Source organism: Rhizobium sp. CF080, assembly GCF_000282095.2.
Classification (GTDB): Bacteria; Pseudomonadota; Alphaproteobacteria; order Rhizobiales; family Rhizobiaceae; genus Neorhizobium.
In genome coordinates this window covers 332,764-353,762 of the sequence record NZ_AKKC02000008.1, presented here as the reverse complement: position 1 = coordinate 353,762, position 20,999 = coordinate 332,764, and the positions used below count along the sequence as shown (strand labels likewise).

The 20,999-nt window shown below is 60.5% G+C and carries 9 protein-coding genes; 3 read left to right on the top strand and 6 right to left on the bottom strand.

Going from position 1 to position 20,999, the window contains the following annotated elements:
* Positions 1–250 precede the first annotated feature (250 nt).
* Together PMI07_RS18900 and PMI07_RS18895 are read right to left on the bottom strand one after the other, a co-directional pair.
* Complete coding sequence (locus PMI07_RS18900; RefSeq protein WP_007753436.1) at positions 251–1,882, bottom strand: glycosyltransferase family 39 protein; 1,632 nt, start codon at positions 1,880–1,882, stop codon at positions 251–253.
* Positions 1,879–2,907, bottom strand: a complete 1,029-nt coding sequence (locus PMI07_RS18895) for a glycosyltransferase family 2 protein (protein ID WP_007753438.1) — start codon at positions 2,905–2,907, stop codon at positions 1,879–1,881. Before PMI07_RS18895 ends, PMI07_RS18900 begins: the two co-directional genes overlap by 4 nt.
* Positions 2,908–3,127: 220 nt before the next feature.
* On the opposite strand from PMI07_RS18895, the gene PMI07_RS18890 reads away from it, so the two are divergent.
* Positions 3,128–3,691 (top strand): GtrA family protein, encoded by a 564-nt coding sequence (locus tag PMI07_RS18890; protein WP_007753439.1) that lies wholly within the window; start codon positions 3,128–3,130, stop codon positions 3,689–3,691.
* Positions 3,672–4,796 carry a hypothetical protein gene (locus PMI07_RS18885; RefSeq protein ID WP_007753441.1) on the top strand — a complete coding sequence of 375 codons (1,125 nt, stop codon included), beginning with the start codon at positions 3,672–3,674 and terminating at the stop codon, positions 4,794–4,796. Before PMI07_RS18890 ends, PMI07_RS18885 begins: the two co-directional genes overlap by 20 nt.
* 412 nt (positions 4,797–5,208) lie before the next feature.
* Here the strand turns inward: PMI07_RS18885 and PMI07_RS18880 are convergent, their stop codons facing one another.
* The 4 genes from PMI07_RS18880 to PMI07_RS18865 all read right to left on the bottom strand — a co-directional run bounded on the left by PMI07_RS18880 (position 5,209) and on the right by PMI07_RS18865 (position 16,075).
* A complete protein-coding gene (locus PMI07_RS18880; RefSeq protein WP_245277192.1) occupies positions 5,209–5,934 on the bottom strand; it encodes a response regulator transcription factor in 726 nt (241 codons plus the stop codon).
* Positions 5,935–6,221: 287 nt separating this feature from the next.
* Positions 6,222–7,484, bottom strand: coding sequence for a glycosyltransferase family 4 protein (locus tag PMI07_RS18875; RefSeq protein ID WP_197032540.1), 1,263 nt, complete (start codon positions 7,482–7,484; stop codon positions 6,222–6,224).
* A 455-nt stretch (positions 7,485–7,939) separates the two neighbouring features.
* A complete protein-coding gene (locus PMI07_RS18870; protein ID WP_007753445.1) occupies positions 7,940–9,391 on the bottom strand; it encodes an oligosaccharide flippase family protein in 1,452 nt (483 codons plus the stop codon).
* A gap of 132 nt (positions 9,392–9,523) precedes the next feature.
* Positions 9,524–16,075, bottom strand: a complete 6,552-nt coding sequence (locus tag PMI07_RS18865) for a type I polyketide synthase (RefSeq protein WP_007753446.1) — start codon at positions 16,073–16,075, stop codon at positions 9,524–9,526.
* A gap of 453 nt (positions 16,076–16,528) precedes the next feature.
* Here PMI07_RS18865 and PMI07_RS18860 point away from each other — a divergent pair, with 453 nt between their 5' ends.
* A complete protein-coding gene (locus PMI07_RS18860; protein WP_007753447.1) occupies positions 16,529–20,998 on the top strand; it encodes a MupA/Atu3671 family FMN-dependent luciferase-like monooxygenase in 4,470 nt (1,489 codons plus the stop codon).
* Position 20,999 lies beyond the last annotated feature (1 nt).

The window sequence follows — 20,999 nt, the reverse complement described above, 5'->3', positions numbered from 1 at the left end:
GCAGCATCTGCTTTGGCAGGCCAGCCGCCGAAATCAATGAATATTCGGCCATCCAATAAATTCCTGACAAGAGCCAAAGCAAATCGACGGACTATACTATATTAAATTTTAGTAAAATTTGCATCATTCCCCCGCGGCACGCTGGCCACCGGTTCCGGAAACGGCTTTGGAATGTGGTCGCGATCAGATCCGGATAAGCTCAACTGGTATTGATAGAGCCATCCTGTTTCGCACCACGCTATACTTTCGGCTAGAGCCGCAAATTGCGGCATTGCGTAAGATGGTTGCCGCCAAGCGAAATATCGGCCTCTTCCTGGTAATCGGAAACACCCGTGCCAGTTCCCGCCTCCGCCAAGATGCAGTTCGCTTTGGGTGGGTTGAGGATCCAGAACGCCGGCAGGTCGGACGCGACGTCCTCGGCGAGATACGGATAGATCCGGCGGCCCCCGACCTGGGCGTAGTTCAATCGCCCGAACAGCCCCAGGCTCGCGGCGCCCATTCCCTCCAATTTCTGCTTGATCCGCAACATCCCGTCCCGGACAGGCGCCTGAATTTCCAGGGCGCTCCGTCTTCCCTCTCCATTGTTCAGATACCGCATCACCGCCCAGAATTCGGAAGGCCCATTCGTCATGATGACGGCGTCAGCCGGAGAGCTGGCCTCCCATGCCGCGACGATCTCGCGATACCCCCGCTTCTCGAAACTCATCGTATAGTTGATGCCGCCCGCCAGCATGACGAGGGCAATGGCGGAAACGACGATGCGCTGGACGATGGTCTGGGCCTTGAAGACGGCATCCGCATAAAGCGCCAGCGAAATGGCGAGAAACGGCAAGAAAAGACCAAGTGTTCGATAGATGAAGACTGGCTTGGCGAGCAGTGAGATGGCGAGGAGCACCAAGAACGGCAGAAATACCAGCGCCCCACCGATCCAGCGCGCCCGGGGTTCGGAAAGGGGCAGAAGCGTTAACAGAGGCAGGATTAGAAAGCCCGCGATGGTGGGCCAGGGAAATTCGAGGCCGAGAAGCGTCAGCGTCAGATGGATGCCGATGGTCGGGAGATCGAAACCGGCTATGCCCTCGGTCTGGCGAATGGCACCGATCACCAGCGGATAAAGCGCGGCCAGGGCCACCACCACATATGTCGCGATCAGAAATAGCAGATCCCGGCCCGGCGCACCCTGCCTAAGCCGGATCGCCGCATGCAGGAACAGGAAGAAGGCCACGAAGAACCCGAGCCCATGCGTCAGGGTGACCGCGAGCCCCAGGCATAACGCTGCAATGAGCCTTCCCTTCGACGCATGACGGTCTCTCACCATCGCCTGCAGCACGTACCAGAGGCCGATCTCCAATATCGCGAGCATCGGGTACATGCGGACATTTTCCGCGAAGAAAAGCTGCAGCGGCATCACGGCGAAGATCGCGCCTGCCCAGAGCGCAACGCTGCGATCGTAGATGCGCCTGCAGGCCTCATAGATCGCCACGATGGCTGCAACGCTGAGAAGCGTCGAATTGAGGATGTACCAGCGATCGCTGTCGCCGAATGCCGCCCAGAGATGCAGCTGGACATAATAGAGCGGTGGATGCGTATCGAAGCGCAAGGCCGCGAAAAGCAGATCGATCAGCGGGCTTTCGGCCAGCGCGACGGAAAAGACCTCGTCTTCCCACAGCGAGGCATCGAGGAGAAGGTTGAGAATTCGGAGCACAATTCCGGCCGTGATCAGAGCGACGAGGAGAATTGGGACGCTGTCCCACTTTCGTGTATCGCCCGACAGGCTCGATGGCTTTCCGCCCTTCGGAGAGGATTTTTCATAGTCGGCGGCGGCATCCTCCCGCCTCATTGCCCTTTGATAGGCGGTTCGCACGGCGTCCATATTCGCGCTCATGTGGTGGCACGCCGGCGGCGCACTCTCGGGCCGATCGAAACCAGGTTGTCCCGGGGAGCCTGTGCGGTGAGGTTTTCTCGCACGATGTAGATCGGTCGCTGCTTGATCTCGGCATAGACGCGCCCGAGATACTGGCCGAGTATGCCGATGCCGATGAGCTGAATTCCCCCGAGGAACAGCATGCTGACCAGCAGGGACGCGTAACCGGGCACTTCGACGCCGAAATACAGCGTCTTGAAGATGGTCAGCAGGCCGTAACCGAAGGATGCCACGGAGATCGATGCCCCGACATAGGTCCAGATTTCCAGCGGTACGCTGGAGAAGGACGTAATGCCCTCCAGCGCAAAATTCCAAAGGCGCCACCCGGAGAATTTCGAATGCCCGGCGACGCGAGGCTCTCGCACATATTCGACGACCGTCGTTTTGAAGCCGACCCAGGCAAACAGGCCCTTCATGAAACGACGACGCTCCGGCAGTTGCCTCAATGCGTCCACCACTTTGCGGTCGACCAGCCGGAAATCACCGACATTGGGCGGTATCTCCTGCGAGGCAATCAGATTGTGCAATCCATAGAACATCGAGGCCGTGTGGCGCTTTAGAAAGCCATCGCTTGAACGGTCCGCACGCTTGGCCAGCACCACGTCGAAACCTTCGCGCCATTTCGCGATCAGCATGGGGATGACGCTCGGAGGATCCTGGAGATCGACGTCGATCGGGATCGCGGCATCGCTTTGACAGGCATCAAGCCCTGCCGTCATCGCCGCTTCCTTGCCAAAATTGCGCGACAGGTCGATGATCCGGATGCGCGGCTCGTCGTGCTGTGCCTCCGTCAGGCGCTCGAGAGTATGATCGCGGCTGCCATCGTTGATGAAGATGAATTCGAACAGGAGACCGTCCTCGCGCAACGGATCGAGGGTTTCCTGAACCGCTTCGAGAAATGGCGCGATGGCCTCTTCCTCGTTGTGGACCGGTATGATCAGGCTGATTGTCGATGTGGGCCTACTCTCAATTGGGCGCTTCGGCATCGCGGTCCTCGCGGGTTCGATGCGACAATCCTAGGCTGACAGCTCCGCTCTTGCCCACCTATGCTTTTGATGGAACCGCCTATGTGCCCGATGCGGTTAAGCTACGCCTTTTGGGCATGATGATAGCGCGGTTATCCGGCGTGTATGGTCGCCTCGCGAAGATTTTCGGCAGACCTCTCTGTCCACCAAGTCATTCGCACCCCTGATTGGGCGGGCTCTGATGATTGAATTGACGAGATCAAAGACCGGAACTCGACGCAGGTCCGGAACGGCCGCGCTCATCGGACAGATCTGGCGCTTTGGAACCGTCGGCGTCCTTGCGACGGCCGCCCATCTAAGCATCTACTCCGCGCTCACGGAACTTCTCGGTGTCGAACCGCTGACGGCCAATGCCACTGCCTTTGTTCTGGCCTTCGGAATTTCTTTCACCGGCCAGGCGGGTTGGACCTTTCGAGACGATGAGGAGGGGCGCTGGCTTACATCCGCCCGCCTGATCCGCTTTCTGGCCGCAAGTATCGCGGGTTTCCTCCTCAATACTCTGATCGTCTTCGTGATCGTCACGTCGCTCGGTTATCCGAGCATCTATGCCCTGCCCTTCATGGCGACCCTCGTCCCGGCAGCGCTTTTTCTTCTCAACAAGTATTGGGTATTCGGCGGCGCATCTGCGGCGGGCCAGCCGGTTCAAATCGAGCCCCCCGAAAAGACGCTACCGGGGCATGCCGCAACTTTCCGGGGGAATGCCCCCAGGACAATGGAGAAGGCCAATGCTCCCGACCGGATCTAGAGGGCGCAAGCGCCTCGTTGCCGCGTCTCTCGGATGGCTGTTGTCCGGCGCGGCGCTGTCGCAAGACATCGCACCGGTCTCCGGCGCGCAAAATTCCGCACAGATTTTCTTCACCGGCCACAGCCTGATCGACAATCCCCTGCCCGACTGGGTGGAACTGATCGCCAAGAGCCAAGGCAAGTCCATCGCCTGGGAGGAGCAGATCGTCATCGGGTCGCCTCTGAGAGTCCGCACCCGCGGCGATGACGCCGAAAGTACCGGCTGGGCCGGATACAAATATGGAAAGAACCGCAACGGCGATGAAATGAATGTCATCGAGGAGCTGCGCCACCCGACCCATGTCCGCACCGGCCAGCCCTATGACACTCTTGTCGTGGCGGAAGGCCATGGCTCGCTCGGCTCGATCATATGGGAAAATGCGATAGGCTATCTACGCCATTTTCACGACCGTCTTCTCGACGGGAACCCGAAAGGGCGAACGCTTTATGTCCACACCTGGCTGGGTGTCGACAAGGACAACCCGGCGCCGTGGTTGGAACACGAGACAAACACGTCGGTCGTGTGGCAATGCGTGGCGGAGAAAGTGAAGCTGACACTGCAGGCGGAAAAACGCCCGGCCAACCTTTCCGTCGTGCCTGCCGGATCGGCTCTTGTGGAACTGGTGAAAAGAACGCTTGACGGTGAGGTTGTCGGCCTGACCGGAAGCACCAGGAAAAAGCTCGATCGGATCTTCCGCGACGATGTCCATCTGACCGATATCGGCATCTATTTCGTGGCCGCGGTCCACTATGCATCAATCTATCGTCAGTCGCCGGAGGGTGCCGCGGCACCGCCGACCGTGCCCCAGGATATTGCCAAGGAGCTGCAGAGGATCGCATGGGTCGTAACCCGGGATTTTCTGAGGCGTGAAAGCCTGCACCCGCCAAGCATGGAAGAATGCCGGCGCGTCATCGTCGAAAAGGTCTGCCGAAGCTACTGGACGCATGCCAACGAACCGAACGAGGTCGGCCGCTGCCAGAGCTATTTTGCCGAGACCCATCCCAAACCCGGAGACAATCCTTTTGTCTGGCCGGATCCGAATTGGAAGGCCCTGCCAAAGCCGTAGCCGTAGCTCCTTCTCCATCGCCGTGATGAGAACGTCTATCCGAGATTAATGATAGCAATCGCATCTGATCGCCAGGACGCGCGGGGCCGATCTCACAGTCGCGGCAACCGGACCCCTTCCGGTATTGCCTGACTGTCAGATGAAGACGCACGGATTGATCGAGCCGTTTGCTGAGAACTTGCGCACTGCGCCGTTCTCATGGTCTTTCGCCAAATGTCGTGGCGTATGGACAACCGCCAGCTTCAATGAACGATCCCTGTCGGGAGGTCTTTGGAGCCAGGAGGAAGTACCGCGACAACGCCCCTGTCAGCGCTGACGTGGTTTTTATCATACTCGGTTACTGCAACTGCGAAGCCTCTGATTTCGCAGTCGTTATTTTCGGATTTGGGCCGCCATTTGAGCCCCGAAACGGTTAGTTGGCCGCTCCGTACGGGAAGAGGTCGTTGAGTTTGTAGGCGACCTCGGTTCGATTGGTCGCTTTCAGCTTCTTCATGATGTTACGGATATGAACCTTGACCGTACTTTCGCGAAGATTGAGCTCGTAAGCGATGATCTTGTTGGCCTTGCCCTTGCGAAGGGCTTCGACAACCGCTTCCTGGCGCAGCGTGAACATTCCCGAGAGTGGCCGGTGTTCCGCCGATGGCGTTGCGGCGCTGACCAGATGCCGCATGGAGAGAACACTGCTTGCCGGAACGAAAATCCCGCCGGCAACCGCCAGGCCGATCGCTTCCACGCAGACGCCGATGCCGACGCAGGAGGGAATGAAGCCTCGAGCCCCATATTCCAGCATTTTCACGACCTGCGCGAGATCGTCGGAGTCGGAAAGCACGATGATCGGCGGCGCCTTGAACTCGGACGTCAATTTCGAGATGTCGGTCGCGAGTGCGGGATCGTCTGCCTTTCGGCCGCCTATATTGAATAGAACGGCTTGAACAGGCGGATAAAGATCTTTTTCTAACTTCCATTCCTCGATGGAGCCGACAGCACAGACATCCATCTCGAGGCCACGCCCGATGAGGGCTTTGGCAAGGCATTCGCGATCAAGCGCTCTCGCGTCGATGATCACCAGGCATCCGTCGTGACTTATTCCCTCACTGCCCCGATCATCTCTCTCGGCGAGCTTTGGGATGTCATTCATAATGCGAAAGGATTCTGCCACAGCAGGAGAACGGCTGTAGCCGCTTGGTGTGGAACTCATGTTACCCCCTTACCTGAAGTCTAGGATGGATTGTCCCCCTCAGGAACCGCAACTAGAAGTACGCCAACAGACTGTCTTATCACCTCTCAACCTTTTATTAACGTCAATATACAACTGATACGTAATTTAGTCTATCAGCAAGTAAGCAAATAGATAAAAATATTTATCAAAACGCAGGCCTAAGTTCCGATACGGAATTGGATATCTGTTTATAGTTAACGTGCACGTCAAAATATAGGCTTAGGTCCGCGATACAGGATCCAGTTGTAGATCTCGGCCATCTGAGCTGCCTTGGCCTGCCAGCTGTATCTTATTCGAACACGCCTTGCGGTTGCATTACTAAGCGAAGCCACCAGTCCTGGATTGATTTCCAGGTATTCGAATGCCTTCCTGAAGCCGGCAATCAACGTCTCGCGATCCTGAAAATCGACCGATATGCCGGACTGATCGTCGATGAGCTCCGGCGGGCCGCCGTAATTCGCAACGATCGGGACCAGCCCCATCGACATAGCCTCCAGAACGACGCCGCCTCCAAACTCCCGAACGCTCGGCAATGCCAGCACTTGGTATCCTGCGAGCCTGGAAGCCAGGTCCTTCTGCTCCACCCATCCCGCGAACTTGATGGATTTCCAAAGCCCCTTCCGGCGCACGGTCTCTTCCAGTTCTTTTCGCTGGGGACCATCCCCGACGATGAGAACCTCGATATTCAAACGCCCGCGATAGGCGGCCACGGCTTCTATCAGGATGTCCGCGCCTTTATAGGGCACCAGCCTGCCGATGAAGGCGACCGACAACCTGTCGCCGGAGAGTTCCCGCGGATGAAATGGAAAACGGTCCGGATCGGCCGCGTTTTCCGGAATGAGAAAAGCCCGCTCCGTGCAGCTCGCGGGAAGCTCGCTGAGAGTATGACGGGATCCGGCGATAAGGGCTGCCGCCTCTGATCGCGTCGCCCGGTAGGACGGCATCAGGAAATGGAGCTTCCGGATGGCCGATAACCACTCCCGCTCACGGCTTCGCACATCCGCAAAACCTTTCGGCCACGGCACGCCACCATTGAGGGGTCCCAGAACAAACGGGATCCCATGCTTTTTCAGCTTCCGCGCGATCGGGCTTTGGCTCGTGGGACTGAGCGGCGTGATCCTGTGCACGAGGTCGAATTCGCCCTCTATCAGCCGCTTGCCCAGCAGCTTCCAGACCTCGCGTTCGAAACTATAGTAGGAGAACGAGGAAAGAGCCGTCACGACCGTCCAACCCTTGTTGTCGCCGCCCCGTAGACGCTCGCTGAGCCGATAAAAGGCACGCGCTACCCTTTCATTGTCGATAGCGACGAAATCGCGCTCCTCGATCAACCCGGCGCGCAGCAGGGCATCCCGGTTCCGGACCTGCGTGACGAGCAGAGCATTGGTCCGTTGCATGATCGCATGGGCAAGGTTCCAGCCCACCAGCGGCACGCTGGTCCATTCCGGATTAGCCGCCTCCGCGATCAGCAAGGGCCGAAGCGCCTTGCCCGGCGATTTCGCGACACTGGAGGGGGCACCGTTTTCGCTACGGTTCTGCGTGGAAAGGTTATTTGCGAGAGGCCATGCATAGGAGGCCTGCAGAAGGCTGTTGGAATCCGGCCCCGCAATGCTCATCGGCAAAACTCTCTGTTCTGGATGCGGACCATCCGATGGCAAAATCCGGCCACGTCCGGAACGTTCAACAAATTTATGTTTTCGCACATGGAGTATTTCCAGACAGAATTGATGAAATCACATTAATATGACGGTTGACCAATCGTTACTCACCAGCCGCCATAAGTATCTTTTGATGATGAATATTATTTCGGGCTCCCCTCTTCATCAATCTATCGGAAGTGGGAGAACGTTACCGCTTTAGGGGTAGGATGGAATCTTCCATCACCTCCGCTCGGCTGAGGATGGAAGGCTTGTTGATTTGGATTGGATCAAAACATGCTGCCGACGCGCTCGAAAACCATCGTCGCGACGGTTCCGGCCAGAAAGCCGATAGGCCAGGCCAGCAGGACACCGACTTCATAAGGCAGGCTGTGGAGGCCGTGGCGCCGATTGAAATAGAATATGACAGCAAAAACCGGCAGCCCGTAAAGCGCGATCGCCCACAGCGCACCGTAAAATCCGAACATATAATAAGCGAGCGGGATGCAGACGAAAATCGAGATCGCCCGGACAAAATTCAGGATGGTCTGGTTTCTGGGCTCGTTGACGGCAAGGTAGATCGCCGACAGCGAACTGAAACGCGTGGTCAGAAGGCTGAAGGACAGGATCTGGATGATCGGTGCCGCGTCCAGATAACGATCGTCATAGAGAAATTCGATGATCGCTTTGCCGCCCGCGAAGATCGCCCCGGCGCTTCCTATGAACACAAGATCGAAGGGAAGGCGAATTTTCAGAAACATGACGCGCAGCTGATCGGGCCGTTCCCGCGCGACCTTGCTGAGTGCCGGCATCGCAACAGTTGAAAAAAGCCGCCCGCCGGCGCCCTCCAGCATCGCGATGAGATTGAAGGCCAGGCTATAAAGGCCGAGCATCATCGGGCTCGTCCAACCGGCAAGAAAGACACGATCCCCACTTGCCGCGACCACCGTCAGGATCGACGACAGCATGATCCACCGGCCGAAACGGATGAGATCCCGGACCGCCTCCTTCTCCCAGGAAAAGCTGTTGTTGACGCCGGGGAGCCACACATGGCTGAGAATTGTGGTCACGATGCAGGATACAAATGTCGAGACGACGAAAGACCAGATTGAACCCGTATTCCAGGCGAGCAGGACCGCGACGGTGAGGCTGATCACTTGTGCCGCGATCTCGATGATCGTCAGCCGCCCGAGATTGAGATGCCGGAAGGCGGAGATCAGTTTCGTCGATTGCAGGCCCATGATGACCGTGCAGAACGACAGTGCCATGATGATCGCGGGAAGCTCGGGAACCGTATAGACCGACCCGGCGGGAAACAGACCGTAATGGGCTGCGCGCCCGATCCCGATCGCCACCAGTACACAGGCAAACCAGATCAGGCATCCATGCAGGATCTGCAGCGTCCAGGCGGTATCGAGATAGGATTGCTCGTCTCCCATCCGGCTCTGGATAGCCGCCGGCCTGAGGCCGAGGTCGGAGAGCATAGAGACCGAAACCTGAACCATCGTGGCAACCGCCATGATACCGAACATTTCCGGGATCAACAGGCGCGTCAGGATAAGGCTGCTGGCGATGCGCAGCACCTGCAACAGGACATAGCCCATCATCGACCAGCCGGCAGCCCGCATGATGACTTTGCGGAAACGCGGCTTCGCCTCTGCCGGAGCGGTGGACGATACGAGCACGTCTGCAGGGCCGGAGGGTTTTCCATCCCAATCGGGAGAAATAGTTGCTTCAGCCACGGCAGACTCCTTGCTTTATCATTCTATTGGTCTGATTTCGCACGTGGCAACGCGGCCGCCAGCAAATGTCACCGCCCGTGGGCCTGAACCGTCGGTGAGGTCGGCAGCAACGGAACGGCTCGCCTGTGAGCATTACGCAAGCTCGATGACCGGGTTCAAGGCGGCGGATGTCCTCTGAACCAGTTGTGCCGATCCGGCTTCCTGAAGCCTCCGCTTTTCCACGGCCTCGGCAACGACGGCGCGCATGCGTTCGGCGAGCACGCGAACATAAGGGTCGAGCACCATGCTGTCGTGATCTCCCGGCACCTCCGAAACGGTGAGCTGCGTGACATGCTCGGTCCAGCCGTTGTCGAGCAGCAGAATGTCGCGGTTCTCCTTGAGGCAGCGGCCGCCGCTAAGCCGGTAGAACACGGCCGGCTTCGGCCGGAACAGGGTGACCGCCCCCGCATATGGCTTCACCTGGTATTGATGAGCCGCACGCCTGAACGCCACTTCTATTCTCTCGTTGTTGAAATGCTCTGTCGAGCCTACCTGGTGCTCGGCCTCCTGCTTGGCGCGGCCGTCCATCCTGTCGCGCAGACGGTCCTGGAGATACTTGGCAAGGTAATTGGCCTTGTGACGGCGGATATCCTGGAGTTTCATGCTGACACGATCCCGTAGATCCAGCCCCGGCTGCCGCGGCAGAGGCGTGTCCAGCATCACCACATGGGAAACCTCTTCTCCCGCCTCCTGAAGTTGCCGGGCCATCTCATAGGCGGTTATGCCGCCGCCCGAATATCCGGCGAGGAGATAGGGACCATTCGGCTGCACCGAGCGGATTTCGGCGATGTAATCGAGCGCCATTTCCTCGAAAGTCGCATGCGGCTCGTGGTCGCCGTAAAGTCCGCGTGCCTGCAATCCATAGACCGGCCTGTCCGCCCCCATGGTCATCGCCAGATGGCGCAGGTTCAGGATATTGCCGAACATCCCGGCGCAGATGAACAGCGGCACCGCCTTGGCGTCCTTGCCCGGATTCATCAGCACCAGATGAACCGGCTTTGCCGTCGTCGTCGGCGCATTCGCCTTGGTTTCGGACCCTGCGGCTTCCCCACCATCCGGCAGTTCGGCGGCGATCCGCTCGGCACATTGGGCAATGGTCGGCGCCTCGAACAGCGTCGAGATCGGCAGGTCGAGCGCATATTGCTTCTTGATCATCCGGAACAGGCGAACCGCAATCAGCGAATGCCCGCCCATGTCGAAGAAGCTGTCGTGGATGCCAACCTTGGCAATGCCGAGGAGCTCCCGCCAGTAACCGGCCAGCGTTTCCTCGACCGGATTGCGCGGCTCGACGAACTCGTTCTCGAGGTCCGGCCTCTCGAAATTGTCGCCGGAGGGCGTCGCGGTTTCGGCAGAGGCAGCAATCCATTCCCGCAGCGTCTCGAGATCGATCGAACTGATGATCGGCTGAGGTTCGGATGTGGCGAGCGCACGTTGCAGCGCCGAGAAGCCTTCCGCCGGGAGGATGCCGTTGCGCACCTGGGTGCCCAGCTTCAACATCGCCGGAGAAAGGGCGGCCTGCTTCGCTTTGGCGGCAGCCGGCGCATCCGCTTGGGATGCGACACCGAGCGCAAGATCGTTTTCCAGCCGGCGCATGACGAATTTCTCGGCTTCGAAGACAACATTGCCGTAAGGATCGGTGATCGTAACGTCGAAGGCCGCATAACCCTCGCCAAAATCGCTGCTGTCGGCGAGCCTGACGATACTGACGACTTCCGCCGGCAGCGGTTTATGAAGGACCACCCGGCCATAGGTTGCCGGAGCCCAAAGCGACGTCTCGGCGTCATAGTCCTTGGCGAGTTCCATGGCAAAGCCCGTCGCTATGTCGAGCAGGCCAGGATGCAGCAGAACGCCTTTCGCCAGATCGTCGGCAAACGATGGATCCAATTTCAGTTCTGCAATCGCCTTGCCGTTTCCGATCGCCATGGAGCGCAGAACCGCCCAGCGAGGGCCGAAGCGGATGTGTTTCTCCTGGACCGCACGAAGCGCGCTGCCGCCTCCGGCAACCCGCGTCTCATCGCATGCAGAGGCGGTAGCAGCGATATCGACGGTCTCGCGCCTCCGTTGCGGTTGTGGCTTGAGGACAGCTTCGGCGTGCTTGACGAACAGCGCATCCTCGCCGTCCGCCGGGCCTGCCAGAACGACGACGCGAAAATGTTCCGCAACCGGCTCCAGCCGGATACGAACGGCTTTCGTCTCTCCGTCGTTAAAGACAAGCGGTCTCAGGAATACGAGGTCCGCCACTTCCGCTTCGAACGGAAGTCCGTATTCCCGAGACGCTTGGGTAATCAGTTCCAGATAGCCGGTGCCCGGCATGACCGCCTGGCCGGAGAGAAGCCGATGTTCGTCGAGCATCCATTCCGTCTCAGGGCTGACCAGGGCCTCGAGCCACGGCAGTCCGGTCTCATCCTCTTTCCAGTTCTGGAAAAAGGGACCCACCGCCGGTCCGGCAACGGGCGTGATCCAGTCGTCATCTCCGGAATTGCCGAGCGCTCGTGCCGCCAGGCCGACCCCGTTCCAGACGCCCCAATGCAGCGCGACGGTGGCTCGGTCGGTGCGATGCGAACGGCTCTGCGCGAAGGCGTTGAGATAGGCGTTGGCGGCGACGTAATCGACCTGCCCTGCCCGCACCACGTCGGTGCTGGTGGAGGAAAACATCAGGAAGAAATCGAGCGCCACGGTTTCGAAAGCTGCATCCAGCACGGTGGTGCCGAGTACTTTCGGCGTCAGAACCCTGTCGATGCTATCGCGTGTCTTGGTCTGGATCAGGCCGTCATCGACCGTGCCGGCCGCATGGAGGACGCCGTTGATCTCCCCGAAGCGGGAAAGCGACGTCTCCACCGCCCGGCTCATCTGCTCCGGATTGCCGACATCGCCGATGAGGTAAAGAACTTCCGCGCCCCTGTCTTCGAGCCTCCGGATCGCCGAGATCGCCCGCCGGACGCCGTCATGGCCGTGGGTGCGATCGTAGAACGCCCACTCGGCTCGCGGCGGCAGGACAAGGCGGCCCACAAGTACGATCCGCGCGCGGAACTGGCCGGCGAGCTCGTCGGCAAGTGCCAAAGCGACGTCGCTCAAGCCGCCGGAGAAGAAGTAGACACCGCCCTGGCGTAGTTTCGCCTGCTCGGGTGATACGTCTTTCAATGGCATCCGTTGATGAACTTGCGACCAGCGCCGCCCCTTGCGGTATGCGACGATTTCCGATCCCGGCGTCGCATGCAGATCTTCCCAGAGCTGCTCGATCAACGCCGCCGGTTCTGCGGCATTCTTTTTCTCACTCCGCCCCGTCACACGGGTCAAGGCGAAACGTTTGCCATGCCGCTCGGCCTCGGGCGGCAGATCGATATCGATCACCCTGACCGTCGCGCCGGCCATCTCCTTCGGCAGCACCAGTCCGGGGCCCAGAACGGTCGCCTTTTCGGGATAGGGCAAGGGCTCGCCCGAGACCTGCTGCATGCCATTGCTGATGACGGTGAAATGCATTTCCGGAACGCTGGCTGCATCACCCAGCGCCTGGGCGAGATGCAGCATGCTGTCGAAACCGCATTCCTGGTTTCGATGGAAGAAATTCGAGCCCGGTCGGAAGGTTTCCGCCTGCGTCAGCAGCCACATATGCACGATGCGCGACGGCAGGCCGCCATCGCCGACAAGTCCGGCGACGAGGGCATCATATCCGGCGCGGCCCAATTCCGGGCAGAGCATATAGTCCTCGGCGCTGCGGCGAATGAAGGCGTCGCCCAAGGAGACCGTGACGACACGATGCCCCACGTTCCTCAGCGCATCGACCAGCTTCTGTCCGGCCCCGGTCTCGTCGAGGAAGAAAAGCCAGGATTGCGCTTCTTTCTCCCCACCGATTTCATAATCGGCCAGCGTCTGTTTCCAGGAAGGGCGATAGCCCCAGCGTGCAATGTCGGGTTCCTTCGAAAGGACGGGTTCGGCGTTTTTGCCTTTTTCGTTCGCTCCGGCGAGATCGATGAAGAAGCGCTTGTGCTGGAACGGATAGGCCGGCAGCCTGACCCGACGCGGCGAACGGCCCTGCCAGAGACGGTCGATATCGACATCGAGGCCGGTCGCCCAGGCACGCCCGACGGCAGAGAGGAAATAAAGCCGGTCGTCGCCAGTCTCGTCGGGATGCGGCAGGCTGTTGATCACCTGGTTTGCGGGGATCGACCCCTGCGCCTTCGTCAGTGACGACAGAACACGCCCGGGACCCACTTCAATGTAGATACGTCCCGGTTCCGTCGAAAGCGCCGCCATGCCGTTCGCGAAATAAACGGTCGAACGAAGGTGACCGACCCAATACATCGGATCGGTCGCCTCTTCGGCGCTCAGGGGCAAGCCCGTACGGTTCGATAGGATCGGAATTGCCGGGGCGCGGAGAGTAATGTCGCGCAAAAAGGCCTCGAATGCTTTCAGGATGGGCGTGACCAGCCGCGAATGGGCAGCGATGTTGATCGGCACACGCGTCGCATCAATACCTTGCCTCGCCAGGAATTCCCGGAAGAGGTCGAGATCCTCATTGAGGCCCGACACGACGCAAAGCGACGGCGCATTCACCGAAGCGATGTCGAGCGATGTCGGCAGGAGTTCGGAAAGCTTGTCGTGATCGAGCGGCACACTCATCATGCCGCTCGGCCGGATCGTCTCGAACAGTTTTCCACGCAGGTGCACGAGATTGACGGCATCCCTGAAGGACATCACCCCGGCAATGCAGGCCGCGGTGTTTTCGCCCATGGAGTGACCGATCAACGCCTTCGGCTTCACGCCCCAATCCATCCAGAGACGCGCAAGGCCGACCTCGGTGATCAGAATGGCCGGAAGCTGGAGCGAGGGACGGAGAAAGGTTTTTGCAGCCGCGGCGGAATTTTCGTCCAGCCAGGTCGCGCGGATCTCCTTCGCCGCATCGACCGGCAGATGGGAAAGCCCTTCCTCGACGATCCGCCGGAATGTCCGGTCCTCTTCGTAGAGCCGTTTCGCCATGCCGACATACTGGGCACCCCCGCCGGGAAACAGGAAAATGGCGCCCGCATTGTTCGGGACGTGCTGATGGACAAAGCCGCGGCTGCCGGGATTGGCAAGCGCGGTGACGGCGTCCTCCCGGCTGCGGACAGCCAGTACCATGCGATGGTCGAAATGCTTGCGGCCATGCTGCAGCGTATAGCTGACGTCATCGAGCGAAAGACCTGGCTGGGCAGACATCGCCAATCCGAGCCGCTCGGCCGCCTGGTCGATCGTCTTGCGCTGACGGGCCGACAGAAACAGCAGCATGGGATCGGAATCGGCACCAGTCTGCGCGTCGCCCTCAGTCGCATCGGGCACGTAGCGGGTCGGCGCCTGCTCGATGATCGCATGCGCATTGGTACCGCCGACGCCGAGCGAGTTGACCGCCGCCCGGCGAGGGCCGGGCGCATGCGGCCATTTCACCAGCTTGTTGTTGACCCGGAACGGGCTTCTTTCGAAATCGATCGACGGATTGGGGCGCTCGAAGCCGAGCGTCGGCGGAATCTCGCCCTCGTTGACGGCAAGCGTCGCCTTGATGAGACCGACGACGCCGGCTGCCGTATCGAGATGGCCGATATTCGATTTGACGGATCCCACATGACAGAAGCCGGTCCGGTCGGTGCTCTGCCTGAAGGCCGCCGTCAGCGCCTCGATCTCGATCGGGTCGCCCAGGAACGTGCCGGTGCCATGGCACTCGACATATTGAATAGTGTCGGCATCGACGCCTGCGAGCCCTTGAGCCTCGAGAACCGCCTCGGCCTGCCCACTGACGCTCGGCGCGAGATAACCCGCCTTGCTGCTGCCGTCGTTGTTGACGGCCGTGCCCTTGATCACCGCATGGATCACATCGCCATCGCGCAACGCATCCGAAAGCCGGCGAAGCACGACCACCCCGACGCCGCTGCCGAAAATGGTCCCGGCCGCACGATGATCGAAGGGCCGGCAGTGCCCGTCAGGCGAAAGGATCTCGCCCTCCTGGAACGTGTATCCGCGGCGATGCGGGAACTCGATCGTCACGCCGCCCGCAAGCGCCATGTCGCACTCCCCGGAAATCAGGCTCTGGCAGGCGTAATGGACCGCGACCAGCGACGTGGAGCAGGCGGTCTGCACGTTGACGCTCGGGCCGCGCAGGTCGAACGTAAACGAGGCGCGCGTCGCCAGAAAATCCTTGTCGTTGCCCGTGTGGCGCAACAGGAACATGCCCACCTGGTCGACCAGGTTGCGGTTGCTGCAGACGTTGAAGTAGAAATAGCTCCCCATGCCGCAGCCGGCAAAGATCCCGACCGGGCCGGGCTGATTGTTCGGCGTCCGGCCGGCATCCTCCATGGCTTCCCAGGCACATTCCAGGAAATGGCGGTGCTGGGGATCCATGATCGCCGCCTCCTTCGGGTTTAGGCCGAAGAACTCCGCGTCGAACATTTCCATATCGGGCAGGTCGGCGCCGCGGGGAACGTAATTGGGATGGTGGAGCCGCTCGGGATCTTCGCCTTCGGCGATCAGGTCTTCCGGTGAAAACGTGCGGACCGATTCCACACCGTCACGCAGGTTTTGCCAGAATTCCGCGACATTACGCGCACCCGGCACTCTCAAAGCCATGCCGACGATTGCAATATCGCTGGCACAGACCTGGTTGGACCCCTCAAGCATCGACACCGCCCTAACCGGCGGAGGTCAGCCCCTGACATCACCCCAATGAGCCATGAGCCTCGTTCCGCTTCCCATTGAAATCCGCGAGCGCAAACCCGCAGGTTCAATGTGCTTCCAGCCCGGAGGCAATCGCAATTACTCCTTTGGAAGCCATCATCATCCGTATGGGGGAGCGACGGGTACGGCCTGCGATTCAGGCTTAGGCGCGATCATCCTCATGGGTGGCCCGGCGCATGTTGAGTTTTACACCGCCCCCCGTTTCTATCGAAGTGCCTGGAACAGCAACGAGTGGGGACAAGCTTTATGGGCGAATTGAAGTGTGTTTTGATCGGTGGCGGATTATTGCTGGTTCAATGCGCTGAAATTCTGCGAGGGCGGGGACATAGGATCCAGGCCATAGCGACGTCGAACGGATCGGTCCGAAACTGGGCAGAGGCCCACGAGATTCCGGTCATGGCACCCGAGGGCGACTACGCCGGCAAGCTGACCCGATACGATTACGACTGGCTCTTCAGCATCGCCAATCTGAAAATGGTACCCGACCCGGTTTGGCAGCATGCGCGCATCGGCGCCGCCAATTTCCATGACGGCTTGCTGCCGGACATGGCCGGCCTCAACACACCCGCCTGGGCCATCCTCGAGGGCCATAATCGGCACGGCGTCACCTGGCACGCGATCACCGGAGGGATCGACGAAGGCGATATCTACGTGCAGCAGCGTTTCGAGATCGACGCGGACGAGACCGCCCTGACGCTGAATACGAAATGTTTCGAGGCCGGGATCGCGACCTTCTCCGACATGCTCGGCGATATCGAGCGCGGCACCTTGAACCCGCGCCGCCAGGATTTCGCAACCCGCACCTACTACGAACAACTCAAGCGCCCCGCGGCCGCTGGCACGCTCGATTTCACCGCCTCGGCAAGCGAGCTTTCGCGCCTGGTGCGCGGCCTGGATTTCGGCCCGACCTATCTCAACCCGCTAGCAACGCCCAAGGTCCGGTTCGGCAATCACGTCTTCACCGTCAGGAACCTTCGCGTCCTCGACGGCGAACTGAACGGTGAACCAGGCCTCGTCCTGTCGGTGGGCGCCCATGGCGTGACGGTCGGCACCGCAGACATGCCGGTTCTGCTCGAAGCCGTCCGCAAGGATGGCGTCAGGCAGATCGCCCTTTCCTCGGTGCTGCGTCCCGGCGACCGGCTGCCGCTGATGAACGGCCTGGAAAAGGACACACTGTCGCAGGCAATTTCCGCCCTTGCGCGGCATGAAGGCTTCTTTCGCCGCGCGCTCGAAACCTGCACCGATATCGCACTACCCTATGTGAAAGCACCCGAAGCCGGCCAAATGCCGGACATTCGCAGCATCCCGCTGCTCCTTTCCGGACAGCTTTCCGGGCGGGAGCGCGTCGCCCTGACGGCCGCCTTCCTGATCCGTCTTTCCGGTCAACCGACATTCGACCTCGCTTATGCCAACGACAGGATGGCGGACCTCGGTGCCCGCCATCCCGGTTATTTCGCGAAATCCATTCCCCTGCGGATCGACGCCACGGGGCAAGTCTCGGTTGATGACCTGCTCGGGCATGTCGATCGTTCGTTGAAAGCGCTGGACGAGCGCCAGGGATATTGCCGCGATCTTGCGGACAGGTATCCCGGCCTTGCAGCGCCCCAGCTGACGATCGGCGTCGCTGACATTTCCAATCCGGCGCTCGCCGACGGGATCGATGGTTGCGCCCTGACCTTCCGGCTCGGAGAAACCGGGGGCGACCTCATCTACGACCGGGCACGCATTGATGAGCGGCAGGCGCAGGATCTGGCGACGGCATTTGCGATACTTGCCTCCGCCTTCGAAGACCGCACGACGCTGCTGCAGGACCTGCCCCTGATGTCGAATGCGGACAGGAACATGGTCCTCTTCGACTGGAACCGGACAGAGCGCCCATACGAAACGGCCGCCTGCGTCCACCAGCTTATCGAGCGGCAGGTCGATCGGACACCGGATGCGGAAGCTCTGGCATTCCACGGCCGCTCCCTCTCCTATCGCGAAATGGACGAGCGGGCGAACCGCATCGCACAGGCGCTCGTGAGCCAGGGCGTCGGCCCGGACGTCACCGTCGGCCTCTACCTGCCACGTTCGCTCGACCTGGTCGTCGGCGCGCTTGCGATCATGAAGGCGGGCGGAGCCTATATTCCGCTCGACCCGCATTTCCCGGCCGATCGCCTTGCGTTCATGATCAAGGACAGCGGTGCCAAACTGGTCCTGACGGAGCGGCGGCTGGCAAAATCCGAGACGCTCGATGGTACCAACTTCCTGTGTGTCGAGGATATCCTGAGAAATCAGGCTACAGCGGACCGGCCAACAAGCGACGTGACTTCCGCCAACCTCGCCTATGTCATCTATACGTCGGGCTCCACCGGCCTTCCGAAGGGCGTGATGCTGGAGCATCGCAACGTCGTGAATTTTTTCGCCGGCATGGACGAACGGGTGCCGAACACCGCGGATCGTCGCAATGTCTGGCTGGCGGTCACCAGCCTTTCCTTCGATATCTCGGTTCTCGAACTCTTCTGGACGCTTGCCCGCGGCTTCAAGGTCGTCGTCCATTCGTCGGAAGTCATCGAGGCCAAGGCGAAGGGCATGTCTTCCGCCGGGAGAGGTACCAATCTGGATTTCGGCCTCTTCTACTGGGGTAATGACGGCGGATCCGGTCCGGACAAATATCGGCTGCTGATCGAAGGCGCGAAATTTGCCGATGCGAACGGCTTCGATTCCGTCTGGACGCCGGAGCGCCATTTCCACGCGTTCGGTGGTCCCTATCCGAACCCGGCGGTCACCGGCGCAGCCGTCGCCGCGGTCACCAAGAACCTTTCGATCCGGGCTGGCAGCTGCGTTCTGCCGCTTCATCATCCCGCGCGTGTCGCCGAGGAATGGGCGATTATCGACAATCTCAGCAACGGTCGCGTCGCCCTCGCCTTCGCCTCCGGCTGGATGCCCGAAGACTTCGTGCTCCGGCCGGAAAACGCGCCGCCGAAGAACAAGGCGAGCCTGACCCGCGATATCGAGGTCGTCCGCAAATTGTGGCGCGGCGAGAGCGTCGATTTCGACTTCGGCACCGGCACAGTCGCGGTCGTGACCCAGCCGCGGCCGGTCCAGAAGGAACTCCCTGTCTGGCTGACCACCGCCGGCAATCCGGAAAGCTATCGGGAAGCCGCTCGGCTCGGCGCCAACGTGCTGACCCACTTGCTCGGCCAGTCGGTCGACGAACTTGCGGAAAAGATCCGCATCTACAGGCAGACGCTTGCCGAAACCGGCCGCGATCCGGCTGATTATAAAGTCACGTTGATGCTGCATACGCTGATCGGTGAAGACCGCAACGAGGTGCGGGATCTGGCACGCGGCCCGATGAAGGAATACCTGCGCAGCGCGGCTGCCCTCATCAAGCAATACGCCTGGGCGTTTCCGGCATTCAAGAAACCGCAGGGCATCGCCCAGCCGATGGATATCGACCTCCAGTCGCTCGCGCCAGACGAGATGGATGCCATCCTGGAATTCGCGTTCCTGCGCTATTTCGAAGACAGCGGCTTGTTCGGCACGATCGAGGATGCGCTGGAAAGGCTGGATCAGGTCAAGGCGGCCGGCGTCGACGACATTGCCTGCCTCATCGATTTCGGCCTGGCCGACGATATCGTCCTGGAAAGACTTCCACTGCTGGCCGAAGTGGTCAAGACGAGCAAGAACCCCGTCAGCGAAGAAACCGGAGACGGTTTTGCCGAGGAGATCCGCAAACACCGCGTCACTCATCTCCAATGCACGCCCTCGATGGCCCGCATGTTCATGATGATCGACGAGGATCGCGCCGCTCTGAGCGACGTCCGGCATCTCTTCCTGGGCGGCGAGGCGCTGCAGGGCTCGCTTCTTGCAGCCTTGCGAACCGTCACCGATGCGACGATCGAGAACATGTATGGCCCGACGGAAACGACGATCTGGTCTTCGACCTTCACGGCCGGCCCATCGACGGGCGTCGTGCCGATCGGCCATCCGATCGCCAACACCCAGCTCTATGTGCTCGACAACGCCAACAATCCGGTGCCACCCGGCGATGTCGGCGAACTTTATATCGGTGGCGACGGCGTTGCCCGCGGATATCACAACCGCGAACAGCTCACCCGCGAACGCTTCCTGCCCAACCCGTTCATGGAGGGCCGGATCTATCGGACCGGCGACCTTGCACGCTTCGACCGGAACGGCGTCCTGCATTTCCTCGGCCGCACCGATCATCAGGTCAAGATCCGCGGCCATCGCATCGAGCTCGGCGAGATCGAGGCGCGGATCGGCACATTCGCCGGCATCCGCGAAGCCGTCGTGGTCGCGCGCAAGGACAATCCCGGCGACGTGCGCCTGGTGGCCTATATCCGCACCGACGGTACCACCATCTGCGAACAGGAGCTGCGGGCTTATGTCGCCGAGGCTCTGCCCGATGCGATGATACCATCGCATTTCGTGACGATGGAGGCGTTCCCTCTGACACCCAACGCCAAGGTGGACCGCAACAAGCTGCCGGCCCCGATGGAAAAGGTCCAGGCGCCGCCGGCGACGTTCATCGAGCCATCCAGCAATCTCCAGCGGGACATCAGCGAGGTATTCGCCCGCGCGCTTGGTATCGACAAGGTCGGCATATTCGACAACTTCTTCGCGCTTGGGGGGCATTCGCTATTGGCGGTCCAGGTCCATCGCGAGATGAAGGCGAAGCTGGCACCGGATCTGACGATCACCGACCTCTTCCGTTTCCCGACTGTCGCTCTTCTTGCGGACCATATTTCCGGCAAGGGGAAAGCCGAGATCCAGTTGAGCCGGGCGTCCGAGCGCGCCGCCTTGCGCCGCAACGCGATGGAACGGCGACCGACGCTGGTCCGCGTGGAGACGAAGGTCTAGC

What these genes read in the sequence shown, in the direction of transcription:
- PMI07_RS18895 (WP_007753438.1), bottom strand. Translation starts at nt 2,907, where the DNA reads ATGCCGAAGCGCCCAATTGAGAGTAGGCCCACATCGACAATCAGCCTG.
- PMI07_RS18860 (WP_007753447.1), top strand. Translation starts at nt 16,529, where the DNA reads ATGGCACCCGAGGGCGACTACGCCGGCAAGCTGACCCGATACGATTAC.
- PMI07_RS18885 (WP_007753441.1), top strand. Translation starts at nt 3,672, where the DNA reads ATGCTCCCGACCGGATCTAGAGGGCGCAAGCGCCTCGTTGCCGCGTCT.
- PMI07_RS18865 (WP_007753446.1), bottom strand. Translation starts at nt 16,075, where the DNA reads ATGCTTGAGGGGTCCAACCAGGTCTGTGCCAGCGATATTGCAATCGTC.
- PMI07_RS18880 (WP_245277192.1), bottom strand. Translation starts at nt 5,934, where the DNA reads ATGAATGACATCCCAAAGCTCGCCGAGAGAGATGATCGGGGCAGTGAG.
- PMI07_RS18900 (WP_007753436.1), bottom strand. Translation starts at nt 1,882, where the DNA reads ATGAGCGCGAATATGGACGCCGTGCGAACCGCCTATCAAAGGGCAATG.
- PMI07_RS18890 (WP_007753439.1), top strand. Translation starts at nt 3,128, where the DNA reads ATGATTGAATTGACGAGATCAAAGACCGGAACTCGACGCAGGTCCGGA.